This window comes from Rhizobium sp. PL01, from assembly GCF_033447125.1.
Classification (GTDB): domain Bacteria; phylum Pseudomonadota; class Alphaproteobacteria; order Rhizobiales; family Rhizobiaceae; genus Pararhizobium.
The window spans coordinates 17,949-43,824 of record NZ_JAWQUM010000010.1 but is presented as its reverse complement, the minus strand read 5'-3'; the positions used below and the strand labels follow the sequence as shown (position 1 = coordinate 43,824).

Here is a 25,876-nt window from a genome sequence, read left to right as displayed (position 1 = left end):
AGGCACCCGCGACATGCCCTCTGGCCCACAAAATTGGCCGCGAAAAGCTGCAGCAGTCCGCCTCAGGCAAGCCCGTGGGGTCTGCGAATTGCTTTTCTCTGAAAAGGCTTATGAAAAATGAGTGCCTACGCAAGACCAGCAACAGATCACGTCAATCCGCTTGGCATCGCCCTCCCAGATGATGCCCCGCATTGCTCTACGCTGGTCCGCATCAGCAAGAGAAACGCTCTTACTTCGGAACTTTGGGCCTGACGCGCCTCGCTGACTGCTTACGGTTTTGCGTTGACCCGCAATACGGGGCATCTGGCACCGTAATTTGTGTGATCCGGCGCCAGCTTCTCAGATCCTTACCATTTGTATTTGAGCGAACCGATCACTGTGCGGCTCTGACCTATATAGCAGTAACCGTCGGTGCAGACCTGTTCGCGCCTGTCAGCGAGATTGGATGCGCTTATCGCAAGCGAAAGGCCCTTGAGTTCAGGAGACTTGGCTCCAAAATCGTAAGCAAGTGACGCATCAAAGTAAACGGCCCCTGGATTCTTCGCTGTGTTTGCGTCGCTCTTATAAGACTCGCTTACTGCGCGGATACCGCCACCGATGCTGAGGCCTGTCAACGCCGTGTCATCAGACATTAGGTAATTGACCCAAAGGGATGCGACGTGGTGTGGCACTGTCGAAGGTGCGTTGCCGATGAGGCTCTTATCGTTATTTCCAGTGATTTCGGCGTCGGCATATGTATACGCAGCGATCAAGCTGACACCGTTGCCAAACTCTGTCCGGCCCTCGACTTCGACGCCCGTATAGGTGTTTTCGCCCGAATTCTCGGAAAACAGGAAGCTGCGATCATACTGCGGCTTGCCAGTCTCAACTAGGCGGTAGACCGCTCCGCTCAGCGAGTAGTTCTTGCCTTCAGGTTGGTATTTGACACCCGCCTCGATCTGTCGGCCCTTGGTTGGATTCAGCACCGTCCCATCAGCCGAAAGCGCGGTAGACGGCACGAAAGACGTGCCGTAGCTCGCATACGGTGCAACACCACTGTCAAAGAGGTAGAGCAGGCCGGCCTGTCCGGAAAGCACGCCGTCATCTTTGGCATCGGCCGATCCCGAGCCCCTGACAGCCGATTCCTGGTGCGCCCAGTCGTAGCGCAGACCACCCACGGCGCGCCAGTTGCCAAACTCCATCTGATCCTGCGCATAAATTCCCGTCTGGTTCAGGTCGCTCCGGGTGAAGGAGGCGAGTGTCGGTATCCGCGCGTCTGTAACAGCACCGGGCAGTATAGACCCAGACCCCATCGCGAAATCAGACGTGACCCACGTGTAATCAAGCCCGGTAAGTAAGGTATGCGAGATGGCGCCGGTATCGAACTTGGCTTCGAGCTGGTTGTCAATCTGATAGGTGCGCATCGAGTCCGTGACCGCTGTTGTCGGCCAGGTGTTGTCAGGGTTGACGAAGACACGATTGAGATAGTGAGCCTTGAGATCGACGTCACCGGCTCGGGCATTCTGGCGGAAGGTCAGGCCGTTGTCGAATTCATGTTCGAGCTGGTATCCGAGCTGGTATTGCTCCGTTTTCTGGCTGTTGTAGTCAGGATCGGTGTAGAGTTCGACATTGCCATCACTCAAGAAGCTCCACGCGCTCGCCGCCGTCTCACCCCTTTGGGCGAGGCCGTAGATTGTGAAGGTGGTGCTGTCGTCTGGCTTCCAAGTGAGGGATGGCTGCAACAGATAGCGATCGTCCGTGATATCGTAGCTGCCTTCGCCATCGCGTACGAGGCCTACGACGCGGTAGAAGATGTCGTCGTTGATTGGTCCGCCGAAATCAAAAGCAGCCTGCTTGCGGCCTATCGTTCCATATTGGAGCTCGACCTCATGATGGTCCTGTTCGAGCGGCATTTTTGAAATCCGGTTGACTATGCCGGCAGCACTTGCGGCGCCGTACATAACTGAAACCGGGCCTTTGAGGATTTCGATGCGGTCGAGCGTGTAGACTTCCGTCGTGAACGAGCCGTAGGTCATGATCGGCTGGCGAAGTCCGTCGCGGAAGTCGCCACTGGTGGTGGTTTCTATACCGCGGATGTAAATCTGGTCGAAGCGTGGATCGAAACCGAAGGCTCCGGTGGTGACGCCCGACGTATAGCGTGTCGCCTGGATCATGTCCGTCGCACCGCGATCTTCAATCTCCTTGCTGGTGACGACAGAAACTGAGCGTGGTGTTTCGACAAGTGGCGTGTCGGTCTTAAGTGCGGAGACAGAGCGGGTGGGAACGACCGTATCATTGTCTTCGCTGATCGTCTGAGCCTGGCCATTTCCTCCGGCGGTGACGGTAATCGTCTCCAGCTGTGTAGCCTTTTTTTCAGCGTCCTGAGCTACGACAAGCGAAGGCAATGAAATGACGGCGGCGAGACCGATCAGCATCGTCGAGCTGGTCAATCTGTAGCGCGCGCGAGGGTGGGTGAATAAAAAAGTCACTGTCAGGCCCCTTGAAGACGAGCAGAACCGCCGGCGAAACCGGGGTTAAATCTGAAATCTCATGAAACAGAGCAAAATGCTGCTGGGCAAAGTCCCCAATGCCGAGCACTTGATAGACGGTCAATTTGCTAAAATCAATATAATATGACTTATTTCATCATGTTATATATCTGCATTTTTGAAATTGGCATTGCAGTGGCGAAACCATCCAAATGAACGCCGGTTTTACGCCGGGCAAGAGCGACGTTCTCCTCGGCAGCCGCAGCGCGTGAGGCGCCCTGATTGGCCAGTTGGCGCTGGGCAAATAATCGGCACCTGGAACTCAGTCCCTCTTTGGCGCGATCAGCGTACCCGGAGAAAACGCGGAGGAACGGCAGGCGGTGCAGACCGCGTTTGTCCTTCGATCAAGCTCGTATGGCGAACGCTATTCCTACGGCGCGGCTTACGGCAACAGCAAGAACGGACATGTGCGTCTCCCCCGCATAGAGCTCGAAACGCGCTCGTAATCCGTCCGGACCGGATTCCAGACGCTGCGCCATCTCTCTGGCAAGAAGCACAGTTCGTGTCTCCTTCTTATGCTCCATACGCGTGTCTGCGTCCTCATTTTTTTGCTGGAACGGTGCAAGCTCATCGCCCTCATACTCGCCAGCGGACAGATGCAGAAAGGCTGCACCATCCGGCACATTTCGACGCCGTCGCTCGTTTTGTAGGATCACAGCCTCCTCCCAATAAATGGCTGGGCTGGCAGCGATCCAATTATCAAATAAGCCTGGGCGCTCAAACAGGCTATAAAGGGTGAAAAGGCCACCGAAAGAATGGCCAAAGAGTGTTTTGCGCCCATTATTCACTGGTACCTTCTCCTGGATCCACGGAAGAAGCACATTCTGGATAAAAGTTAGGAAACCCTCGGCCCCGCCTGTGCGAACTGGACGACCATCGGTGGTAAACGGGGGATAAGACTTGCCAGGCGGCGGCGACAGGTCCCAGGAACGTCGCATGCCATCATATGCCTCGTCTATAGGATAGCCGATTGCGACAACGACGCCCCAGCCGGTATTGGTTGCGGCCGGATATGGCGCCTGCGTGGCGAGGCAGGCCGCTGCGAAGGGAAAAGTGGCGTTTCCATCTGTCAGAACCAGGAGTGGCCACCCTTCTGCAGGTGGGGTTCCTGCCGGGATGGAAAGGAATATTCGATACGGCTCTGCGCCTGCGGTAGCGGGAAGGTCAAAAAAAGACGCTCTCGGCACTGAGTAGATGTTGGCATGATTGGCCACGCGAACCTCGTTTGATGTTAATACGCCAAGGCGGGGATTAGGAAATTATCGTAGTCATATCAAGTGAACCATCAGGGTACGGATGGATCTGCGCCGATTGCGAAGGACTGGTGCTCCCAGTTCATCGCCAGAGGTAACGCTCATGCGGAGCAGCGCTTCACTTCCGATAAGGTGCCATCACTGCTGAGCAGGCGGTTTCGATCGCAATATTCACGCCGTCGTTCACCAGTTTAGCTGTGACAGCGCGTTAGCTGGCGCGGTCGTGGGGTGCTCCAGCAGTTCCAACAACTTTCGGATCAAATCCGTGGGACTTGTGACGCAGTCAGGCAAGCCCACACGGGGTTGACGCGCAACAAGTTCCATAACGATTGGTCACGGCCAGAAAGTCCCGGATAACGTTTCAAATCCGGCCGCGCTCCTGGGGCTTGATCATGACCTGCGTCGGGATCGCCACCGTTGCCTTCCTGGAATATTCTCGATAGTATATTCGCGTATCCCGTAAGGGATATTCTTATGGAAAAAATGAATGCCTCTCTACATTTGCGACGATAGTGTCGATGCGTTGGCGGTACAGGTGCAAAAACTGTCCAATGCGCCGAGCAAGACCGAAGCGGTACGGCGTGCCCTGCAAAACGAGCTTCGACGAATGCAAGAGACTGTACCTTTGCGTGACAGGATCAGAAAGATCCAGGAGAACGTGAAGGCGATTGGACCGGATAATCCGAATTTTGATTTGAAGGCATTCAGTGACGAAATGTGGGATGAGGCCTGACGTTTTTGGATGCCTCCGTGATCGCGGCCATTTGCAATGACGAAAAAGACGCTGGTTACTTCATCGCCAAAATCGAGATGGCGAGCAATCCTATTTTATATTCCTCGCTGTCAATGTTTGAGGCCGTTATCGCCTTAGCCAGGAAGAAAACTATATCCATTCACGGCGACAATGTTTCCACTCCGCCCGAGGTCATCGATCAGGTCCAAGCTCAGGTCGAGGCGTTCATCGAGGCAATCGGGGCCAAGGAACTGTCGATCACGGGTACCCTTCATAAGAAAGCCATTGAGGTTGCCCGGACCTACGGGCGTTTTGTTGGCCATCCTGCAAAGTTGAATTTCGGTGATTGTTTCGCGTATGCGTGCGCTCGTTCGTACCGACTTCCCCTCCTGTTCAAGGGCGATGATTTCTCGAAAACTGATATCGAATTGGCATGAGTAACGCATATGGAGACTCGGCGATCTCGCCGGCACAAAAATGTTTTGAAGTCGAGGCAGGCGCAATGCCGGGTAGCTCCTTTCGGAGATACAAACCGCGCACCAGCGACGAAGAAATCCGTCGTCCGCGGGATGAAGAGACCGGGCGCTCTATTGTCCGTCGCACACCCTGCCCGGGCCAGCTCCGATCTCCTGTGAAAGTGGATGACCCGATTCAGGGAACGGCGACGGACGCGTCAGGGCGACGGGTCCGGATGCTGCAACAAACGTTCCACCTGCGTTCATGAGAAAGCAGAAATTCTCAAACGAGACCGGACTTGGATATCCTGGTACGCCAAATGTCGTGATCTCGGGATAGATGTATTCGGATATCGGCGCCGTGTAGGTCCCTGACGTCAGGCCGGTCGGCAAAATAGCATGCGGGCTGCCGATCACAGAGACTTCAACGTCGCGCCTGACCGCACGGGCATTGTCCTTAGAAGGCCAAGTGTTGCGGAATCGTCCGAGTTGCGGGCCATTCGATGGCGAAAGTCCTGCAGGCCCGGAGAAGGAAAACCCGATATTCGCACGATCGGAATCGGCAATTCTCACATCGACGCTGCGGGTCGGATCGGTGCTGAACCCGACGATCCGAAACCGCGTTGTTTCTTCCTGCGGAATATCCGGGAACCGCTCGCCCTTCGTTCCCTGCAGAGCTTCCTCGATAAAGACGTAGACCGGCTCGGCTCCAGGGGATGTATAGACACCGAGTTCAGCATCCAGGCCATAGGCGGAGATCAGGAAGCCGCCTGCCGGGTCAGGCTGCAAGATCCCTGCATAGGTTACATAGTCGTCAATTCTGAGAAGGATCGGCACATCAGGGTTGCAAACATGCGCTGGAGCATCGCCGGAGGCCGCAGCCTCGCCGACCGAACGTACACAGGTGAATCGGTATGCATTTTGCCCCACCGGACGATTGCCAGATGGGCACTTCAGATCATCGGCAATTGCCGGATCGCTCCTCGGCACGCAGACAGGGAAACCAGTCTTTGCGTGTACGGGAGAGTTTTCCGGATCCAGTTCGAAACGCGCATCCATCGCCAAGGCGGCCTTGGCACCTTCGTCATTTCGCAATCCATAGACGCCTTCAACATCGTTCAGCCGAACACGGGCACCAACGGCACCGCCCTTTGCACCGATGCGCATCTCACCTGTGGCATAATCGATCTGCTGAATGAAACCCGCGCCGCTGTGGAGAGCGCCCTGCGAGACATGAACGACGCCGGCTATGTACTCTCCGGCAACGATATTGCCGATAATCTCCACTTCAAATGCGGTCTTCGGCGGCACCGGATCGCCGAGCGCGAGACCGCTCGCTGCCTGCATGGCACCGCCGGCGTCAAGAAAGAGATCGTGCGGGGTCATATACTTGCCCGGCATTGTCACCAAGAGATTGGTTGGAAGCGTAACCGGGATATTGCTCACCGTCATTTTCGCCGCCGACACAGAACTTGCAGGCGTTTCCAATGTGAAGGCCTCGATTTCACCGGTGAGGGAGAAAGAAGGTTCCATTGTTTGGCTCGACACGTGGTCCGGAATGGTGCCTATGCAAAGTGCTATGCCTCCGAGAATATATCTGCGTACCGCCTGGAGCAGGGTGCACATATCAGTCCTCCTTCTTCGCTGCAGCCAACGAGCTTATGTCTCTGTCTTCACCGATGTCTTCAGGGTCCAGAGCAAGGATACCGGCGTCCCATGCGTTCGCTCGCCGCACGGAGAACGCAACGGAGGCTCCCGGTATCGGTTCGAAGCCGGTAAGCCGGGGCAAAACGTCGATAAGCGATGTTTCGTGCAGGGACGCCCCGGCGGCGGAAAGCGCTTCCACGGCTATGCGCGCAGAGGTGCCGCCCAAGAGGGTCCAGATATCGCCGCCCGCTTCGTTCAATACCGCCGGTGGAAATGGCAGTACGATCCGTCTTTTCCAGCGCTCTGCCACCTCTCCCCTCACAACGCGCAAACGGCTGAGGTCGTAACCGAGGCAGCCTGCAGCCCCAGACTGTGGCAGGTGAATGACCATGTCGTCCGTCACCTCGACAACCCCTTCGGCATCACCGATATCGTCTTCGCCCAGTTGCAAGAGCCAGCGCGGGCCATTTGTCTGGCAGGACAAAAGCGCAGTCTTCAAAAGTCTCCGTTGAGTGGATCGCGACGCCATAAGATCGGATATCCACCGGTTGGCTGGCTGCAGATTCTCACGCACGACAAGGCTGGCAATGACTGGAATGCGAGCCTCTGCAAGACGCTGTTCGAGCGCGTCGTTCGTTGCATTCCACATGCCACCGACGATGGCATGGATGTCCTGCGGGATGAGGTCATTTAATGCGGCAAGCTCTCCCTGGGCCGTGTCGCGCGCGATAAGCTCTATACGACGCCCATGAATGCCGCCAGCGTGATTGGTTGCCTTGATGACGCGGTCTATTCCCTCAAAAACCGACTTGCCTTGGTTACCAAGCGGGCCGGAAAGAGGCAGCAATAATCCCAGACGTATGGTATCGGCGGAGACGCCAGGCGGCAAATCACCTGCTGTGCCGACGCGGCCCAGATATGCGTACAGCGCGTCACGCTCGGCGGCGGCAAGCGCGTAGCGGGGCATAACGCTTCCAAGCAACTGTCCGTCGCGTCCGATGCCGGATTCGATGGCTGCGATCACCGCATCTTTTGATCTAAAACGGGCTAAGTGGCCGCGAACCGCTTCCAGCGACACTTTATCGATGGCGGGCGCAACCATGCCGCCTTCCGTCTTTCCGGCGCCATCCATTCCATGGCAGTTACCACAGGCCGCGAATGCTATGGGTAGATGTCTGTTGGTCGCCGCGATGCCAGCACTGAACGGCCGGGTGCCCTGAAAGAGCGCGCGGCCATCGACAATTTCATCGGCACGGGCAAGAGCGACTGAAACGCCTGTCCAGATTAACACGACCATCCAGATTTTCGCCTGCGCCCGGCTTTTCACTCATTCGCCTCCGTCAAAAGCTTCAACAGGATCGAGGGCTCCGTTGTGACATCCGCACGCGTCCATCGTTTGGAGGCTGGATGACCGATCCAGAACAGCGATGCATGTTGGGACGGATCGCCGTTCTCCTGATCAAACACTCTCCAGACGGCACTGAGCTGTTCATGGGTGCCGCTCAGCATCAACCAGTTGCCCTTGTCGCCCAGGACCAGACCAAAACGCTCGGCATAGGCCCGGATCGATGCGGGAGTATCGCCATAAGGATCGAGGGAAACAGAGATCAGCAGCGGCTGCGACCCAGTGAGAGCCCGGCATTTAGATATTTCGGCCTGAAGCAATGCAAGCTGCGCCGTCTGCGTTGGGCAAACGGCCTGACATCCCGTGAAGAAAAAATTGACGAGCACCGGACGATCCCTCAGAAGGTCATCCATGGACCGGGCCTTATCGTCCTGATCGACAAGCTGCGCATGCGAGAGTGTCGGGCCTGGGCTTATCCATCTACCGTCTTGCGCCGCCGCTCCAGCGATAAGCCAGGTGCAGCAAAAGATAAAAGCCATCAGGCTCTTTGCAGACGGCCCAATCATTGTGTCGGCCCCAAGAGTTTCTCGCCAATCTGTCCTTCGACAAACGACAGATTGGCGGATCGGCTCGACACGAGAAGATCATAGTTGCTCTTGCGCGGCAGCTTCACCATCGTCTCGTATTGACCGCCCCCCATATCGCGTAGGAGCACGCGGCGCTGCCAGCCGGTATGCTTGTCGAAAACAAGCAGAGTGAGATCGGTGAGCCCCGCGAGCGTAACAGGCGCGCGCCCGGGCAGGATCTCGGTCACGCCAACACGAATAATCCCGGTTGCCGCAGGGTGCTCGCCGGTTCCCCTTTCCCCAGCACCCAGAAACTGCGCGTGCAACCGCGCGGCAGGGCTTGTTTGCTGGGCATGACCGCCATTTATGATCAAATCCGAACAACTGGACACCCTTGGGCCGATCGCGCCGATGAGGAGCTCGTACCGGCCTCCATTCCCGGCTTTTACGGTCGCCCTGTAGTGTCCTGCGCCGACCTCCTGGAACGCATAATCGACAATGTCCAGCCCGACCGCGGCCCGGCGATAGTTTGAATAGCTACCCACCGGGGCCATCATGCCCTCGCTGTACTGATAGATCATTCCATCGGTCTGGCTCGCAACAAGAATACCGTTGCCCTCAGGCGCAGCTGCCACTCTGGACATCGTACCGTCCTCATCTGAGGGGTCCGGAGAGCTGACCATGACATCGAGCGCTTGGTTCCTCCCGCGCCTGAGGTCTTCGAGTGCATACATGGTCGCATGGCCCGAAGGGCCGCCGACCGCATAGGCAAACTGATGGGTAAGGACAATGCGATCGGCGCCGGGTTGGGTGGTAAGCTGCAGAACGACGTGGCGGGTTGCAAGATCGACGACGCTGGCACGTCCCTCACCAATCGCAAGAACGAGCCGTCCATCATCGAGGAGCTGCATGGCTTTCAGCCTGTGCGGCAAGATCAGTTCGGACGCTTGGATACCTTCGCCATCCGGCATGAAATGCAGCGTTCCGTTCGCGACCCCGACAATGGTCTGTTTTGCATTGGAGCTGTGCACGAGAGCTTCGGCAGCTTCGGGGAGTAATAGATCCGGCTTGCCGGCCGCATGGCCGAGGAAACGGAGGGCATTGTTGTCGTCCAGCCAGGCCACAGCAATGCCGTCCGGTGTTGAAAGAATATCCGCAAGCCCCGGCGCTTTCGAAACCTCCAGCTGTGCTTCTGGGTCATCAAGGGCAAGCGAGGCAATCTGCCCGGCTCCGGGTAAGCCGATCCACAACCTTCGCGTCGACGGCTCGAAGTTCATGTGACGGGCCGCGCCTGTGTCGGGCAAGAGAATGGTTCGTGTCACTGTCGAGGAATGCAAATCCACCGCGACAAGCTTGGCGGGATCTGCAAGCAGGACCCACATCTCCATCCGGTCCTTCACCTGCAGCCAGTCGAGCGGCCGGGATTTCAGATCGACGATGCTCTCGAGTTTCGCATTGTTGAAACCGACGAAGGGGTTGATGAACGCCATGCTGCCGTCGGCATTCAGCGAGACGATCCGGTACTGGTTCAAATCAATATCGCTGCGCCGGCCGATGCCTTGCGTCGCCAATGTCTTGATCTTCTCCGCGCAGCTCTTTTCCGGCTCGACAAGCCCGCCGCGATCGCGTTGCATCCAGCCGAGCACGGCGCCCTTGTCATACCGGATGGGCGCGCCAGAGGCCTTGTCGGACACGAACACGTCGAGAATGCCGAGACCCGTTTCCCGCGCTGGAGAAAATGTCCATCGGACCGAGATACCGCCGTCGATCGTCTGCCCCTGCGCTCCAGTGCCGACATCCGTCATCGCGGAATTGGCCGGGATCGTGAAGGGCGCAATCGCTGCCAGGCAGATGGGGAGAATTTTGAGAGCGGACCGCATTTCAGGCGGTCCAGTAAATGCGCGATAACACCAGCCGGTCAAAATTTCCGGCCAGCGATGCGTCGAAACAGACACTCTGGATACGCGCGGCGCCCGTCGCCTCTGCACCGACGAAAGGAGCCGTTGGAACACTGCCTGCCACCAGTGCGGGACCTGTGATCCCGTCGCCATAGGCGAGCTTCCATTCGGGATCTCCGGTCAAGAGCACCCACATGACCCCGTGCAGACCACGCCCGTCGTAGAGTTGCTGATCGCCGAGGATGGAAAGATATCCGCCGATCCCCAGAACCGGCGCATCGAACGTCAAAGTGAGCGGTGTATTGTTCGGCTGGCTTGCGCCCGGAGGATATTTTGCCATGAGGGCGCATTCGCCGGTGGCAAAGTTCACGTCGATCATCACGCCGTTGATGCGCAGCCGGGTGACCGGGCCGACACGATTGATCGTCACCGGCGCGCCATTCGCCGCGTAGAGATGGGGCCGGTTGCGGACCGGATCGTCTTCGGCAATCTGCGCTCCTGCAGCCGTGCCGCCGACGCGATCCCACATCAGTTGTTGCGACGGGGATGAGAACTGGTCTGCCTTTTTGACCATGTTGATACCAGCCATCAGCGTGTCTCCCTATACTGAGTTGCTACCGGGGCGTTTTCCCGGGCTGCTCGACCCGAAGAATTCCCCAGAGACCGCCATCGAAGAGAAAGCTGGCCTGGCTGCGGATCAAATAATCGAGCGCTGCCTTGCTTTGTCCGCCGGCCACCAATTCAAGCGTAATGCCCATCATCGGTCCAAAGCCGTTGTAGACGCCTTGCCGGATGCTGGAGCCCGCGCCGGAATCAAGGACACGCGACCCGCCTTTCCAGGGATAAGGGTTCCAGGGATGTCCGCTGACGGCCAACCCCTGCTGCCGTGTATGACCGCCGGGGTGAACGAAATGCAGGCGAACGGCTTCGCCCGCCCGCGCGCTTAGCACAGGCGTTTCGGGGTCGCAGGGATGCGAAAGCGCGTAGTTTGGGGGAATACCTGCCGCGCATGTGACGGCGGGAGGCGCTCCAGTCTGCGCCGAACTCATCATATCGACCTGGTCGTGCTCGTTGCGCTCGGGAAATCCCACGCTCGGGTCATTGCCGGTGCGTGCCCACAGCGGCTCTGTCCTGTAGTTCATGCCCTTTACGCCGTAATCGTCCGGCTCTTCGGCACCTGATAGATTTTCGACCGGAAGGCCGCCATGCGTCGCAAAAACCGCGTCCTGCATGACGATTGTATGATCGACATAGCGCTTGCCCGCCTTCGTGCAGACTTCCGTGCTCGGCCCCTCTTTAATCCGCACGGGCTTGCCGTCTGGATCGGTCAGCGGTGAACCGTCCTGATGTTTGAGATCGTAGGCAAACCGATCGTCGTCGCAGATCTGAGAGCCTTCCGGACCAATGATCAGCGCGCCTGCCATCCCGTGCCCCGCATGCTTCAAGGGGTCCCCGAAACTGCGAAGGGGAATGGCGTTGAACTCCACAGGCCTGTTGAATTCCGGGCCGGTGCCCATGAAGTCGGTCGCGCTCCACGTGAACAAGCTTCGGCAACGCTGCTCCTCATCGCCATCGACCTGTGCATTGCCAACGCATGGCGGCACGAGCGTGCCCTGCCGCTTCAGGCGATCCGGTCCACGGGTGAAAGGATCCTCGCCGGGCTGCGTGTCGCGCGCCCGCAGGACGACCGCACTGTTCAAACCGACATTCGAGCCATCTCCGAATGTGGGACTTTGAAACACAAGCGTCGGAGAAATGCCGACACTTGAGGACATCCGGAACTGGTTGACGTTAAAGCCGTCGGTAATCATCGGAAGGAAATTAAACGACGCCTTAGCTTCGGTAACCTCTTGGGGTTTCCCATTCGTCACGACAGTCGGGCCGTCATCCAGCGTTGGCGGCAACAGGTTGCGCAAATGGACGTCGATGCACTGGCCGGCCGCCGCATGCATGACCAAGGGCTCCAGCTTGCGGCCCGCGCTGAATTCGACTCGAAGTTTCTGGAGCACGGCAGCGTTGCTCATCGCACCGCCTTGTGGATCCTGCAGTTCTTCGCAGGCTGGCATGCTCGATCCCTGCGGCGTATTGGTGCCGCCGATGGTGCACGTGCGCACCTGATCTTCGAGAACGTAAACGATAGCGCTCTGATCCTCGATGCCCAGTCTTGTGCTGTATTGAATGCCGCGCGGGTGCTGCGAACCGCAGGAGCCATAGAGATCGCAGGCACGAACGGCGCTGACTGGGAAATATCTGTGCAGTTTGGTTTCAAAGTCTGCCGGGTCATGCGTCGCGCAAGCATCCTTGGTATCGCCGCCAATTTCGGTCGCGGCGGGATCGGGAAGCGGCGCCAGAAAATCCCGCGGGCTTATGACGAGGTCAGCGGTGCTGCTCGTCTTCATCGGCAATGACACTTCGGTCTTTGGCGTATCGCGATAGGTCCGCATCACGCCCCATAGACCATCCCACAACTGATCGACCGACGAACCAAAATAGAGATAGTCGGTGACCGGGGATTTAACCGGGTTGGTCGTGACATCGAATTCGAAATGTTCCGAGATGCCCACCGGCTGTGAATTGACAAAACCCGAATTGTTGCCGTCCGTTGCTCCGCCCAGACCGGGCAGGCGGTGCCATTTCGTGCCATTCATGGTGAAGACATGCTGGGCTTCCTGCGCACCCTGGATGAGACGGATTTGTACGCGGTCACCTTCGAACGTCGGCAGGATCGGCGTCGCGGGATCCCCAAACTCCCGCCAAGGCTCCATCCGCAAGATGCGCGGATCACAGCCCGAGGAATCCGGCAAGAGGTCCTTTGAGTACAATGCGCAATTGAAGTTCCGGCGCCATCTCTCGACGCTGGCCACGACGCCGTCAAGCCTGTCCTCCATGCCCTTCTGGCGCATCAGCTCTCGTGTCGCCGGCGCAACGACGGTTGTCAGGGGCTGCTTTGCCAGAAGTTCATCGCGTTTCGCGTGCACCGCCGTGCTGAAGCCGTTGGCGGTGTCTCCAATGCAATCCTGGTCCCCGGTGGTACACGGCTGGTTGAGAATGGCGCGCCGCGTATGCTGGCTGTAGTTCCATCCACCCTTGGCTGGATCGGCTGTCGCCTCGCTGATGCGCAGTGCCAGCGGTTCGTGGCGATAGTTGAAATACTGGCTTCCGGGATCTTCCGACGATATGGCGAGTGGACGTGCGAGTGTCGTGTTTACATGCCGCCGGCCAAAACGGACCGCGGATTTGTCGCGGAACCCGTTATCGGCGAAGGGCTCCGGATTGATCGGTTCAAGCGCCATGTTGTAGGCGATACCAAAATCGGCAATGGCAAGATCGAACTCACGCCGTGTATCGTGGCTCTGCGCTTGCGGCAAACAGGCGGGCACATTGCGGCCCTCGTCGGGCTGGAGAGCCTGGTAGGAATCGCTATCCCCGATGCACTTTGGCGCAAGGATATTGGCCATCGCCGCTGTCGGTCCACCATCGTCTCGCAGCTTGAGCGGTTTGCGCGGCTCGATGACCTGCAGAAGCGAACCGGAATTTTTCAGAAGCGTCGGCAATGTTTTGGTGGTGATATCCGAGCCGCCAATCAATTTTCCACACAGTGGATTTATGTTCGGATCGCCGGGCAATCCGTTGCACTTCAAAGTGCTCGCCGTCTTGATATCGGCGCTATCGATCGTTGCGCCTATTCGCGTCCAAAGAGAATTGGCCGGTTCGATGACCAGGCCAGCATAGAGCCCATGCTGCTGATGCGAGCTTGGGCCCATATGATCGTGCGTAAAGACGGTGCGAAGCGTGTTGTCCTTACCATTCACGGTGTTGAGGATCGGATCGGCCCACCAGCGCTGGGTCGTGCGCTGGGCTCCGCATAAAGGATGCTCTTTTCGCAGCAACTGTTCATAGTCGTGGCCGCTGAGGCCGCCCTGCGGCGGGCATTGGCCCCGCTTCAACAGAGCAGCGTAGCGGGCTGGATCGAGCTGCGCCGCAGCAAAGATATCGCCCCCAGGAAGGAACAGAGGATGGGCCTTCGGTGTCAGGCGCTTTGCCGGCGAGCCTGTCGCGTCGAGATGCCGGTTATAGGCGAAGATCCGGTCACGGACTTCCTGGGGCGAGAAGGTGGCATCCTCATAATTGAAGCCGTTGGCGGAACCATCGGAGGACGTGACATCGAATTTTACCAGATGGATATGCTGCCCGATTGTGTCCGTGGGGGTGTAAATCTGGAAATCATCGACATTGAGTGCGGCAGGCACAAAATTCGACGACTTGAAGTTGATGCATTCTCCAGAGTTGGCCCTGAAGAACAATGGCGCCGGAAGGGTGGTGCGCGTATCGGGATCGATCATATCCTTGATATCGTTTTCGAGGACGATGATGCGTCCTTGCGGATCGAACCAGCCATGTTTGTTGTAAGTCAGTTCGGTTTGAATGAAGGCCGCCCGATAATCGCGCTGCGGGGCATCCTGGGGGCAAGGTTCAGCATAAGGCGCACCTTGTGCTCGTTTGCGGCCATTGACGTAGAAATAAGCCTGCCCTGGGACTACCTTTTGTCCCTGTAATCCAACGGACCGGTCGGTGAGATAGGCTTTGGGCTGCCACCAGGTCGGATTGGGGAAGCTGGTAATCGCGCCTGGGACGATACCTGGCGACGCCAAGGTGCCCTCATGAAACGCCATAGCAACTTGTTCAGATGGTTCACCCTCCAGTTTCAAAGGTGCAATATCGAGCGTTTCCCATTCCCCCGCCAATGCGCTGAGCGCGGTGGGATCCTGCGTCGCGACGCGCTCGGCAATAAGTTGCGCGGCCTTGCCGCCAGTTTCCAGCGCACTGCGGATTGCGTCCGATCCCTTGCTGACGTCACCTTCGATCACGACGTGACGCGGTAGCCCTCCATCGACAATCTTTTCTTCGGGCGGCGCAACGCTCAAATCCGCCCAAGGCGCATCGACGTCGAAATCGAGGACGGGTTGCGGTGGGCGATGACCAGGACTTCCCGGAATATAAAATGGATAGCCCCTGAATTTTTCGGTCGGCATCAGTGCAAGTGCGGCACCGGGTATCGGAACAAGCCCAGGCGTTTCCGTGCCAGTTGGGATTTCCTTGTCCGGGAGATTCATCGCGGCCGGATCATTGCTTGGGCCTACGGGCTTTGCGTGATCGAAAAAGCCGATATGGCCGTCCGTAAACGCATCATGACTGCGCCAGAGCTCCCACATGCCTTGCGCAAAATGCGGATAGAGATGGCAGTGGAAGATGGAGTCACCGGGTGTGTAATTGCGATTACCAGAACCGCCAAACTCGATGTCGTAGCTGAATGTCGCACCCGGTGAGATGGTTTGCGAATCGAGGTAGGATGCATTTGGATCTGTGGCGTCAGGAACCCATTGATGTGCATGGAGATGAAAGACATGCGTTTCTTTCGGCCCAGCGTGAAGATTGCGGAACCGGACATTATCGCCGAGATAGGAATGGTGAACGTTGGACGGATCGTCGCTGTAAAGGGCACCGGCCGGTTTTCCGTCGGCGTCATACCTCAGTATCAGCGCCGGGTCCCCGTTCGCCCAAGAACTGAGAAAGAACTCTTCTGCCCTGCACTCGGCGCAATCCTTCACGGGACCAACCTGCTTGCCGAATTGCTTGGTGGACATGACCAGCGAGCCCATGCTGCTGACGCCATAATTGATGCCCATGCCGTCCTTGATCAAACTGAGCGGATTGTTTTCGTCTTCGAGCTCGGGAAATGCCTGTTGCGCGTGCACTTCGTCGTGGAAGATGACCGTAAACTCGCGGAAGGCCTTTCCGCATCGCGCCCCATAGGCACGGCCGTCGCAATTCTGCGCCGTTGCGCTGGTTGGGGGCACGATAATAGCGTTGAGGTCGCTGTGGACAATGTTGTTGTCCTTGTCGAGAAGGTTGAGGATCGGCACACCATCGGCTGGACGTTTCTTCTCGTAGGCGATGTTTGAGTAGGGATGCTTCTTGCTTACGACAGAGCCGCGGATTGCCAGCATGTCGGCATTGCTCACCTGCGAGCGGTACCAACGCGATCCAGCGGGCTCGACGTTAACAGCGCCGAACAGACCCAGACCGATCTGGCCGCCGTCCCCTTCTCCGCCAACCGGCGCGCCCATCGAATAGGCAAAAAAAGCGCCGTCCTTGCCCGCTCTCCAGCGTGTGACAACCGTTTGTCCAGGCATGGCAAGTGAACCGTGGGAGAAACTGGCGCGCGTCTTCTGCGGAGTTGCGGGATTGAAGACCATGCCTTGTTGCGATGGCAACCCGACATTCGAACCATCACCACCGCAGGCCGCGTCGCGCGGGCACTCCATGTCCCTTATCGGGTCGATCTCCAAGCCGGCAATGTGGAAGGAAGCGGCCCGCGTTCGCGGCATATCCACGCTGATGGGCTCCGCGGGACCAACACCGATCTTCGGCGCAGAACCGGGGAGCGACTGAACATGATCGGGCAGGCGTCCGCCGTTCTCAGACGGAATTCCACCCTCTTCCCGCGTTGTTTCGGACAAGAGGTTTGTGAAGGTTACCTCAAGGCAATCGCCTTCATTGACACGCAGCACAATCGGTCTCGGCCGCTTGTCCGGCCGGAGCATTGCGTTTCCGGGCTTAGGCGCGGAACCGAGCGCAGGATCGAGTGGGACGACATCGCGTCGAAGGGCTAAAAGCATGCCGGCAGGAACAAAAGCCGAAAACCGATTGAGAAGATAGGCCTGCTCAAGCGCAACGATATCAGCTTTCACAATCCGCGCGCATGCGGATGGCTTCGCTACAGGGATCGCAATCGCTCCAGCGTCCCGAATTGTCGATCCTGCGATCAGACATGCCGCGATCCCGATGGTCCAGAACGTCGATTGAAACCAACGTTTTCCACGCGTGCGAAAAAGCATATCGTCCTCCGAAAAATTCTCACTCCAGGCCCAAGGAACGTGATGCTCCAAGACCTTCCTTTGAAATTTTTCGCCAACAGATTGGATCTATAGCACTGACTTAAAACTGACGTGGCTTCCTGAAAAGGGTGTCATTGCCACATCGCATTGATGCGAATATCGGCTTCTCGATGCCTGCTCCGTCGAGTGAAGTTCTAACGAAGGAATGCTGTGCCTTCAATTTCGGAGAGCGGTAGCAGTCCCCAAAACACGGAGCGTACCAGCGCCGACTGCGCCAATGAAGCCTCTAAAATAGCAATGTGTCAATTAGATATGACTAAATATACTAGGATGACAAAGAGTATCTGCCTGTTTAACACAAGAACGTTCCAAAACCGTGCACCACTTCAGTCTGCTGTGACGTTCCGGACACAAACTTGCCCTTTTCCACGCAAGGAGCCTGTGCTGGTGGAGGCCGTACCGTTCACCCAACGCCCAATTTTTTTTCGATAAGGGCGGGAGAGATTCGATAGTTGCTGAATGTCCCACGGTGAGGCTGTCACAACGCCGCAGAGGCCGTGACCAAACCCCGACGCATACAGGCTCACAAACACGCAGGGACTGCGTGTTGCTCATGCCAAAGGCAGCGGAAGCAGCGATTACTCGCATCGTCTGGCAATATGCCGTTATCAAATCCGAGGATTCGACAGTGGACACATCGACACAGCCAAGCCATTCGACACGGCGCAGGAAGCCATCAAAATCTGGATTCTCACGACGAGATTTCTGGCAGGCCATGACACCGGCCATAAAATCCAGCGCATGTTGGCACGCGGTTTGCCGCAATTGGGTCATAGCAACGACCTCACCAATCCCTGGCCAGACTACGGCCGCCTTTCGACGCAAGGTGCCCCGCCCATATCGCTCCAAACGCTGGCAAGAGCATCCCAAAACACCGACTAGCTGGCTGATTGTTCATGACGATTTCCCCAAAGAAAGGGCTCCCCTCGGTATCCAGAAACTGGCGCAGAAAATAATCGCTGTCCGACATCCCAGCCGCTTCCCCGATCCGGGCCCACGGCAAATCATCCTGCGTCAGCGGCAAGACGAAGCTTTCTGGTGTGGCGGTTTCATCTGCATCATCGACAGTCGCAAGACATTGGCCTTATCGGCAGTGACAGTGGCCGTCTCGAATGGGAGAGGCACCTATGTCAAACGATCTGCTGGGCAGGCTAAAGTGAGGCATCGTGCATCGCGCGGGTAAGGTCCTGCACTCACGACATTCCCTCTCAAAATCACCGTTGACCGAGAGCAGGCTGCGCACGGGGGGGGGATTAAGGGACCGCGCATGAGCCCTGCCCACTTGCGGAATTCCTGATATCGGCACTGGCTTTACATGCTGAGGTATCCTTTCTTGTCCCTTCTCCGGGGCTGCACGCTCACCCCGCTCTTTGTCTTGACACATAACCAACGTCGGCTTTGCCAGGGGAGTATAATCGCGACATTGAATTGTTGGAGAATGTTCGCAGGCAGTTACCTACGGGTGCTCGATCTGCCAGGCGTTGATCCAGCAGATTGGGTGACGTTCGATATGGAAGCGTCAGTCGACGGCTCGTACTCTCATGGCAAAGGCAGCAGGGATGAGTGGTCGCTGACGTGGACGAAGGTGGACAGCGAGACCTAAGTCGCTAACTGAGCCCGGCTTGGTCGGCTAAGCTGCCTTCTTCGGCTCATCCCCCGCTCTCTTAGCTGCTCCAGCTTCTTGCTGCGCCATCTCTATCAAATACATCAGCATACGGTCGTCGCTGGCTCTAGCCAAAATCTTCGCACTCTCAAGCAGATCCATGATTGCATTCGGCATGATCAACTCCTCTATCGGACGTTGAAAGCCTGAGCCCTGATCGTTAACGAGATGCTAACATGAATATCCTAATTTCATGCCCTCGCTGCGCCATTTTTGGTGAGAACATCGCACAGGTGCTGAACGCATTGAGAACGTGACAAAGGCCGACGGCGGGAGCGCAGTAATCGATTGAGGGCGCAGCAGCGGAAAGACCTTCTGCACGAGTCTACACGCAAGGCCGTCCCGCCTGCGCCGGGCGCGCTGTGCAAGGTCGGACATACGCCATTTTTGGTGATCTCGACACACCTTCCCTGTTTTTCCTTTCCCTAAATAAGCAAGCAATATAGTAGGTGTTACCCAATTCCGGGCGGGACACCTTTCATGAAAAACAAGCTTTTTATCGTGACCACTGCAGTTGCCCTTTTGCTGACACATGTCGCCGCCCCCATTGCCGGTTTCAACCCGGCCTACGCCGCCGCTTCTGCTGCTGCAGACGGTCTGCCAAAGCCTGCGATTTCACGTGCACTCGGCGCTCTCCTGGTGCCGATCAACAAGCAAGTGATCAAAAAATTCAAACTCGACAAGTCGGATCGGGGGCTGCTTGTTCTTTCCGTCAAGCCAGATGGCCCAGCCGACAAGCAAGGCATAAAGCCAGGTGACGTTCTGGTAGAAATCCTTGGTCGGAAGGTTCACAAACCGATCGATGTGGATGTCGCCGTCCGCCGCCAATTGAAGGCCGGAAACTCGAATTTCAAATTCGACGTTGAGCGCGCCGGTGTCATGGTAGTCGTTGCGGCTGTCATCACGCTTGAGATTTACAACGAAACCTACAGTGTCAGTGAGTTGTCGAGCTGGGAAACCACTACGAGCTTCGAAGGTTCGTTCTCCTATTCCGAGTACATTTCAGACGAAATGGTGTCGATCGAAGAATCCTACACCAGCGAGGAAACCGTGGTCGAGGAATCGATTTCCCACGAGGAAACAACCTCGGAAGAAACCACAAGTGAAGAAGTGACATCGACCGAAGACACAACGGACGACACATCTACCGCCGATGACACGACAGCGGACAGCAATGATGCCGCAGACGACAATGCTTCAGATGGCAACGCCGAAGCGAATGACGACAGCGCGGCGGACAGTGATGACTCTTCCGCCGACGACTCGGGCGGCGATGATGCGTCGTCAGATGACAGTGGCGGAGACGACAGCGAGTAAAGTTTACTCCAATCGACCCTGCCGTTGAATGTGGCAGGGTCATTCCTGAGAAGGTGAACGTCGTTCACGAAGGTCGTTGGCGATGCTGAGGGGCCCGACTGACAATGCCGTTAAGTATTCATTAACCGACGGATGGCAATATTAGCAAGAGCTTGGAAGGCCACTCCAAGCGGCTGTAGCCTTATACCCAGACCCTCCTGCGGAAATGCGGGAGGGTTTTTCATTCTACGGTATTTTCAGCCAGCGCCGTATCCCCGAAACCGCAGTCTCGCTCATATAGGCGACAATGCCGCCGATCGTCAGCCCCGCCATGGCTATGAGACCGGCAATACCGAGGCCAAGCGTTTTCATCCGCTGCCACTCCGCGATTGTTGGGGAGACGGACTCTTGGTTCTTTTCCACCGTGTCTTTCAGCCCTTGGATTTCGCCCCTCACCTGAGCATCTATCTGCCCGCTGACAGCAATGGTCGTTTCCATGTGGGAGATCTGCTGCACTTGGCTGTCGAGCCGCTGGTGAATGACTGCGAGGCGAAATGGTGGCGCTTGTCGCTGACGGCAGAACTCTTCATCCCGCCGTCTCTATGCCAAATTCACTGGTGCCAAGTTTATGTGACAACACCGTTGAAACTGTGACGCAGATGATGAATCAGGACGCTCATCGGCGTGAGTTAACCGGGCCATTGCCCCGGTGACACCGCAACATATTGATAATAGGCCCATACGAGGAAAATGCCCGCGATCGCACCGAGCCAGATCAGCGCCTTTTTCTGTCTGGAAGAGACTGTTCTTGGCTGTTTTTTCGGCTTCGGTCGCTCGAATTTTATGATGTTGTCGTCGTCCATGATGGTTCCTAACCAAGCAGTTTTCCCCGATAGCATGGGAATCGTTGGCAAAGATACTCACTTTAACAGCGGTCCGCTTGTTCCGTCGTTTCGGGTTTGCTGGTCAATGCGCTTCATACACCAAGGCGACAAGAACTAAATCGATCGGACCTTCGCCCACCCATGCCGAAGCGGAGCTTCTCACAACACTCCGCTCCATTTTCAGCTCCGGCAACGATCTTGTCAAAACTCTTGAACGCACAAATGCAATGGCCCAGGCCCGCGAACTCAAGGACCTTCAAACGGAGTCTGGCATCCTGTTCCGCTGTCTCTATTCTGAGCTCTCCCACAGTGCCCCATTCTGCTTGGGCAAGGCTGATTTTCTCGATATCGGCGCCTCGGGCATAGCGTTTTTGCCCGGCAATTCCTCCTTGCTAAGTGCAATACACACTTCGCTCTCCGGCACCTCGCCGAGCCGAACCATCCCGGAACAATGTCTCATCCCGGGAAGACTACCCACCATCGAGACAGCGTCTGAGGAGGGTGGTTCCCAGCTCGATCTCAGCCTCGTTGGATGCAGCAAAGCCGATAAGAAGCGCCTTTCTTGGCGATGTTCGGTTCGCATAGTAGTAGGATAGCTGCTCGACGCCCAGGTTGAGTTCTCGACAGCGCCTCAGAACGGCATCTTCATCAATTGATTGATCCCTATAGTAGCAAAGGATGTAAAATCCGGACGCTAAATCGGGGGCTTCGAAGACATCAGCGAAATCGGAGCGGATGATTTGCAAAAGCCTGGTCTGGCGTTTGGCGTAGATACGGCGAACCCGATGAAGATGGCGGCCGTAGTGGCCATCTTCGATGAGGCGCGCAACGATCTGTTCGGTAAACTGCGGTAGTGCCCGGTAGCGAACCTGGATAAGCCGGCGACATTTCTCCGCCAAGGCCCTCGGCATGATCATGTACCCAACCCGCAGCGACTGCAGCAATGTCATGCTGAACGCGCCGATATAGATAACCTGACCGCCCTGATCCAAAGCCTTCAATGGTGGAATGGGGCCACCTTGGTAGCGAAATTCACTGCCTAGATCATCTTCTACGATCAAGCTGCCACGGTCGGCTGCCCAGTGCAGCATTTCCAGCTTGCGTTTCATAGGCATCGCGATCGTCATCGGCTGCTGCTTGGCGGCGGTGACGAAGGCCAGTTTGACGTCGCGATTACTGATCGTGTGCGGGTTCGGACCGGATGCGTCAACGTGCATCGGCTCTATACTACAGTCGTAAGACTGGAAAATCGATCGGATCGCGGCCATTCCCGGCTCTTCGAAGGCGACCGTATCTCCGGGATCGAGGAGCAGTTCAGCGAGAAGATTGACGGCATGATGTGCGCCAAGTGTAGTAACCACCTCCTCAGGATCGCATCTGATACCGCGACTGATTGCAATATGCTGTGCAATCTGTTGTTCGAGCAGAGACGGAGTGAGAATCTCGCGATAATTGACGATGCGAAAATCACACTCGGCAAACACCTCTTTTGTCAGCCGCGACCAGGTCTGCACCGGGAACAACCGATGGTCGGGCGTGGCCATGTGGAGATATTGCGCGCCGTCGTTGAGGGTCAGTGAACTGCGCCATGTCAATGCGTTCGCGCGCCGCGACGTCAATTTCTCGAACCGGTCAGAATCCGGAACCCCGCCCTTTATGCGCGCACTGGATTTACCAGCGTTGCGTCTCGGGACGGTTTCGACATATGTCCCGCTGCCGCGCGCGGAGCTTAGGTATCCTTCCGCGATAAGCTGATCGAGCGCCGTCACGACCGTGAAGCGAGAAACCCCCACGCTTTCCGAAAGAACCCGAGAGGAAGGTACGCGCGCGCCCCCCGGAATCGCACCTGACAGGATCATTTGCCGCAGGCCGTCATAAATTTGCGCGTACAAAGGCCGTGTGCTGCCGGCGTCGAGTACCAATCCGTCCAGGCTAGAACTGTCAACCGTACGTGCGATGATGCGCCTCTATCCGTTGTGTCGCGACAATGACAAGTGGACTGGTCATTTTTCTGATTTCTGGATATGTATCCAGCACTTTTCCCGGTCAATATCCATCCAATATTTATAAGGGCACTGCTGATGCGAGCCGTCAGACCTTGCCCATATTGGGGGACTACCGATGGATGAACTTACCTACCTCTCCGGTCTCGTTGCACAGGGCCGGATGTCGCGTCGAAATTTTCTCGGGCGCAGCACGGCCTTAGGTGTCAGCGTTGCCTTAGGCGGATCCTTGCTGTCCACCGTCGCGCGAGCGCAGGGGCCTGTGCGGGGAGGAACGCTCAAGGTCGGCATGCAGGGCGGGGCATCGACCGATAGTCTGGACCCTGGCCTTGCCACCAATCAGGTCGCCGCGATGGTCAACCACCTCTGGGGCGAAACTCTCGTGTGGCTGGCGCCAGACGGTTCGCCCCTTCCGGTTCTGGCCGAAGAGTGGAGCGCTTCATCAGACGCCAAAACGTGGACCTTCAAAATTCGCAAGGGTGTCCAATTCCATGATGGCAGGACGCTAAAGCCCGATGACGTGGTCGCAACAATCCAGCGACATACGGACGCAAATTCAAAGTCCGGCGCTCTCGGCATCCTCAAGGATATAGAGGCCGTCAGGGCGGACGGCGATACCGTCATCTTTACGCTCAAGGACGGTAATGCCGACATGCCGTTCCTGATGACCGACTATCACCTGGTCATTCAGCCAAATGGTGGGAAAGATGCCACCGAGGCCGCGATCGGGACAGGCCCGTACACGCTTGTCAGCAGTGAAGCAGGGGTACGCTATAATGCCGTCCGTTTCGAAAATTACTGGGCAAACGACACGGTTGGCTTTGCCGAGCAGGTCGAAATCGTCGTCATCAATGACGCCACTGCCCGGATTGCGGCCATTCAAAGCGGCCAAGTGCACATGATCAACCGCATTGAGCCCAAGACCGTTCCCCTGCTCAAGAACACGCGAAAGGTCATCATCAAGAATGTTGCCGGTCGAGGCTTTTATCCCTTGAACATGTTTTGCGATACGGCACCTTTCGACAATAAGGACCTGCGTCTGGCACTGAAATTCGCGATGGACCGCGAGACTATGCTGAAGCGTATTCTTTTCGGCTATGGCTCCATCGGAAACGATACGCCTATCAACAAGGCCTATCCGCTCTTTGAAGAAATCGAACAACGGAACTACGACCCGGAAAAAGCCGCCTTCCATTTCAAAACATCGGGCCATAACGGCATTATCCTGCTGCGAACGTCGGAAGTTGCCTTCCCCGGAGCTGTCGATGCAGCCGTCCTCTACCAGGAAAGTGCCAAAAAAGCCGGCATCGTGATTGAAGTCAAACGTGAGCCAGGTGACGGATATTGGTCGAACGTCTGGAACGTCCAGCCCTTCGCAACCTCCTACTGGGGCGGGCGGCCGACTCAGGACCAGATGTATTCCACGGGCTATATCTCGACGGCGGACTGGAACGATACCCGCTTCAAGAGCGGTATCTTCGATAAAATGGTGATCGAAGCTCGAAGGGAACTGGATGAGGCCAAGCGGCGCGGGATCTACCAAGATATGGCGGTTATGATGCGTGACGAAGGCGGTTTGATCGTGCCGATGTTCAACGACTTTATCGACGGTGTTAGCGACAGCGTCGAGGGCTGGGTGGACAATCCAGCGGGCGAACTGATGAATGGAGACGCGCCGCTTCGTTGCTGGCTCAACGCCTGAGCAAGACAGAGGCAATACGATCCATCGCGTTGTCAGCCCTTACCGATGGCATCGCATCCCGTCAGCACAAGATCCTTGAATGGTACCATGTCTCTTCACAACAAACTTCTGCTGATCATTCTTGACGGCCAGCCCTGGCGCAATGCGCGACGCCTCATGGGTAATCTTGAAGGCTGGGTACAGGCAGGCGAGGCGCGCGTGTGGAAGATGCGCTCCGTGCTCCCGTCGACCTCGGCATCCTGCTACGCCTCGATCCACACCGGCGTGCCACCGCAGGTTCACGGAGTTCTTTCGAATGAGACGCTCTTTCGTGTCGAGCAGCCCGACATCTTTTCCGAGGTGGCCAAGGCGGGCGGCAAGACAGGCGCCGTAACTCATTCCTTCTGGTCGACGTTCTTTCAGCGCGCGCCGTTCGATATGGTGCGTGACATCGAATATGATGAGTTGGCAGGGCCAATTCATCATGGCCGTTTCCATACTATGGCTGGCTATAATCATCAAAACCAGATGACGCCCAGCGATCTCGATCTATTCGCAACACTCACCATGCTGACCGAGCGCTATTCCATCGATTACGGTGTCCTGCATACATGCACGCTCGACAGCATGGGCCATCGACATGGCCATGATTGCACGCAGATGGACGCCGCCTGCTTTACAATCGATGCTCAGCTCGCCGCTTTCCTGCCGCGCTGGCGCAAGAACGGTTATGAGGTGATCGTCACGGCCGATCATGGCCAAACCGATCGCGGTCATCACGGCGGCCATGACAACGATATGCAAGACTTTGCGTTCTATTGGTTTGGGGGCGGCGAAGGGCCGCCCGCCGACACTCTTCTGGATCAACTGCATCTCGCACCGACTGTGTTGTCACGGCTTGCTGTCCCTGTACCGGCGACCATGACGGGGAAGCAATTTTTGTTTTGAATGACGATCCGCTGGTT

17 protein-coding genes are annotated in these 25,876 nt (G+C 57.0%); 5 read left to right on the top strand and 12 right to left on the bottom strand.

Annotation, left to right across the window (positions count from 1 at the left end; translation table 11 throughout):
• Positions 1 to 347: 347 nt before the first annotated feature.
• Together R6X40_RS22040 and R6X40_RS22035 are read right to left on the bottom strand one after the other, a co-directional pair.
• On the bottom strand, positions 348 to 2,468 hold the full coding sequence (locus tag R6X40_RS22040) for a TonB-dependent siderophore receptor (RefSeq protein WP_318416092.1): 2,121 nt from the start codon (positions 2,466 to 2,468) through the stop codon (positions 348 to 350).
• A 404-nt stretch (positions 2,469 to 2,872) separates the two neighbouring features.
• Positions 2,873 to 3,742: an alpha/beta hydrolase gene (locus R6X40_RS22035; protein WP_318416090.1), complete on the bottom strand. Its 870-nt coding sequence runs from the start codon at positions 3,740 to 3,742 to the stop codon at positions 2,873 to 2,875.
• A 526-nt stretch (positions 3,743 to 4,268) separates the two neighbouring features.
• On the opposite strand from R6X40_RS22035, the gene R6X40_RS22030 reads away from it, so the two are divergent.
• Positions 4,269 to 4,514: a type II toxin-antitoxin system VapB family antitoxin gene (locus tag R6X40_RS22030; RefSeq protein ID WP_318416089.1), complete on the top strand. Its 246-nt coding sequence runs from the start codon at positions 4,269 to 4,271 to the stop codon at positions 4,512 to 4,514.
• A gap of 5 nt (positions 4,515 to 4,519) precedes the next feature.
• Positions 4,520 to 4,951, top strand: coding sequence for a type II toxin-antitoxin system VapC family toxin (locus R6X40_RS22025; RefSeq protein ID WP_318416087.1), 432 nt, complete (start codon positions 4,520 to 4,522; stop codon positions 4,949 to 4,951).
• A 150-nt stretch (positions 4,952 to 5,101) separates the two neighbouring features.
• Here the strand turns inward: R6X40_RS22025 and R6X40_RS22020 are convergent, their stop codons facing one another.
• The 7 genes from R6X40_RS22020 to R6X40_RS21990 all read right to left on the bottom strand — a co-directional run bounded on the left by R6X40_RS22020 (position 5,102) and on the right by R6X40_RS21990 (position 19,164).
• Positions 5,102 to 6,502 carry a hypothetical protein gene (locus R6X40_RS22020; RefSeq protein ID WP_318416085.1) on the bottom strand — a complete coding sequence of 467 codons (1,401 nt, stop codon included), beginning with the start codon at positions 6,500 to 6,502 and terminating at the stop codon, positions 5,102 to 5,104.
• 94 nt (positions 6,503 to 6,596) lie between these two features.
• Positions 6,597 to 7,943, bottom strand: coding sequence for an ABC transporter substrate-binding protein (locus R6X40_RS22015; RefSeq protein ID WP_318416083.1), 1,347 nt, complete (start codon positions 7,941 to 7,943; stop codon positions 6,597 to 6,599).
• Positions 7,940 to 8,500: an SCO family protein gene (locus R6X40_RS22010; protein WP_318416081.1), complete on the bottom strand. Its 561-nt coding sequence runs from the start codon at positions 8,498 to 8,500 to the stop codon at positions 7,940 to 7,942. The genes R6X40_RS22015 and R6X40_RS22010 overlap by 4 nt, the downstream gene beginning before the upstream one ends.
• 23 nt (positions 8,501 to 8,523) lie before the next feature.
• Positions 8,524 to 10,407 carry a hypothetical protein gene (locus tag R6X40_RS22005; RefSeq protein ID WP_318416080.1) on the bottom strand — a complete coding sequence of 628 codons (1,884 nt, stop codon included), beginning with the start codon at positions 10,405 to 10,407 and terminating at the stop codon, positions 8,524 to 8,526.
• A gap of 1 nt (position 10,408) precedes the next feature.
• Positions 10,409 to 11,014, bottom strand: coding sequence for a hypothetical protein (locus R6X40_RS22000; RefSeq protein ID WP_318416078.1), 606 nt, complete (start codon positions 11,012 to 11,014; stop codon positions 10,409 to 10,411).
• Between the two features lie 25 nt (positions 11,015 to 11,039).
• The gene (locus R6X40_RS21995; protein ID WP_318416076.1) at positions 11,040 to 17,030 is read right to left on the bottom strand and encodes a hypothetical protein; all 5,991 of its coding nucleotides are present in this window, start codon (positions 17,028 to 17,030) and stop codon (positions 11,040 to 11,042) included.
• 1,984 nt (positions 17,031 to 19,014) lie between these two features.
• Positions 19,015 to 19,164, bottom strand: a complete 150-nt coding sequence (locus R6X40_RS21990; RefSeq protein ID WP_318416075.1) for a hypothetical protein — start codon at positions 19,162 to 19,164, stop codon at positions 19,015 to 19,017.
• A gap of 363 nt (positions 19,165 to 19,527) precedes the next feature.
• Here R6X40_RS21990 and R6X40_RS21985 point away from each other — a divergent pair, with 363 nt between their 5' ends.
• A complete protein-coding gene (locus tag R6X40_RS21985) occupies positions 19,528 to 20,364 on the top strand; it encodes a PDZ domain-containing protein (protein ID WP_318416073.1) in 837 nt (278 codons plus the stop codon).
• A gap of 225 nt (positions 20,365 to 20,589) precedes the next feature.
• Here the strand turns inward: R6X40_RS21985 and R6X40_RS21980 are convergent, their stop codons facing one another.
• The 3 genes from R6X40_RS21980 to R6X40_RS21970 all read right to left on the bottom strand — a co-directional run bounded on the left by R6X40_RS21980 (position 20,590) and on the right by R6X40_RS21970 (position 23,119).
• Positions 20,590 to 20,883, bottom strand: a complete 294-nt coding sequence (locus tag R6X40_RS21980) for a hypothetical protein (RefSeq protein ID WP_318416507.1) — start codon at positions 20,881 to 20,883, stop codon at positions 20,590 to 20,592.
• Between the two features lie 149 nt (positions 20,884 to 21,032).
• Complete coding sequence (locus tag R6X40_RS21975) at positions 21,033 to 21,206, bottom strand: hypothetical protein (RefSeq protein ID WP_318416072.1); 174 nt, start codon at positions 21,204 to 21,206, stop codon at positions 21,033 to 21,035.
• Between the two features lie 491 nt (positions 21,207 to 21,697).
• On the bottom strand, positions 21,698 to 23,119 hold the full coding sequence (locus R6X40_RS21970) for a PLP-dependent aminotransferase family protein (RefSeq protein ID WP_318416070.1): 1,422 nt from the start codon (positions 23,117 to 23,119) through the stop codon (positions 21,698 to 21,700).
• Positions 23,120 to 23,348: 229 nt separating this feature from the next.
• Here R6X40_RS21970 and R6X40_RS21965 point away from each other — a divergent pair, with 229 nt between their 5' ends.
• Together R6X40_RS21965 and R6X40_RS21960 are read left to right on the top strand one after the other, a co-directional pair.
• A complete protein-coding gene (locus R6X40_RS21965; protein ID WP_318416069.1) occupies positions 23,349 to 24,932 on the top strand; it encodes an ABC transporter substrate-binding protein in 1,584 nt (527 codons plus the stop codon).
• Between the two features lie 87 nt (positions 24,933 to 25,019).
• Positions 25,020 to 25,859: an alkaline phosphatase family protein gene (locus R6X40_RS21960; RefSeq protein WP_318416506.1), complete on the top strand. Its 840-nt coding sequence runs from the start codon at positions 25,020 to 25,022 to the stop codon at positions 25,857 to 25,859.
• The last annotated feature ends 17 nt before the right edge of the window (positions 25,860 to 25,876 follow it).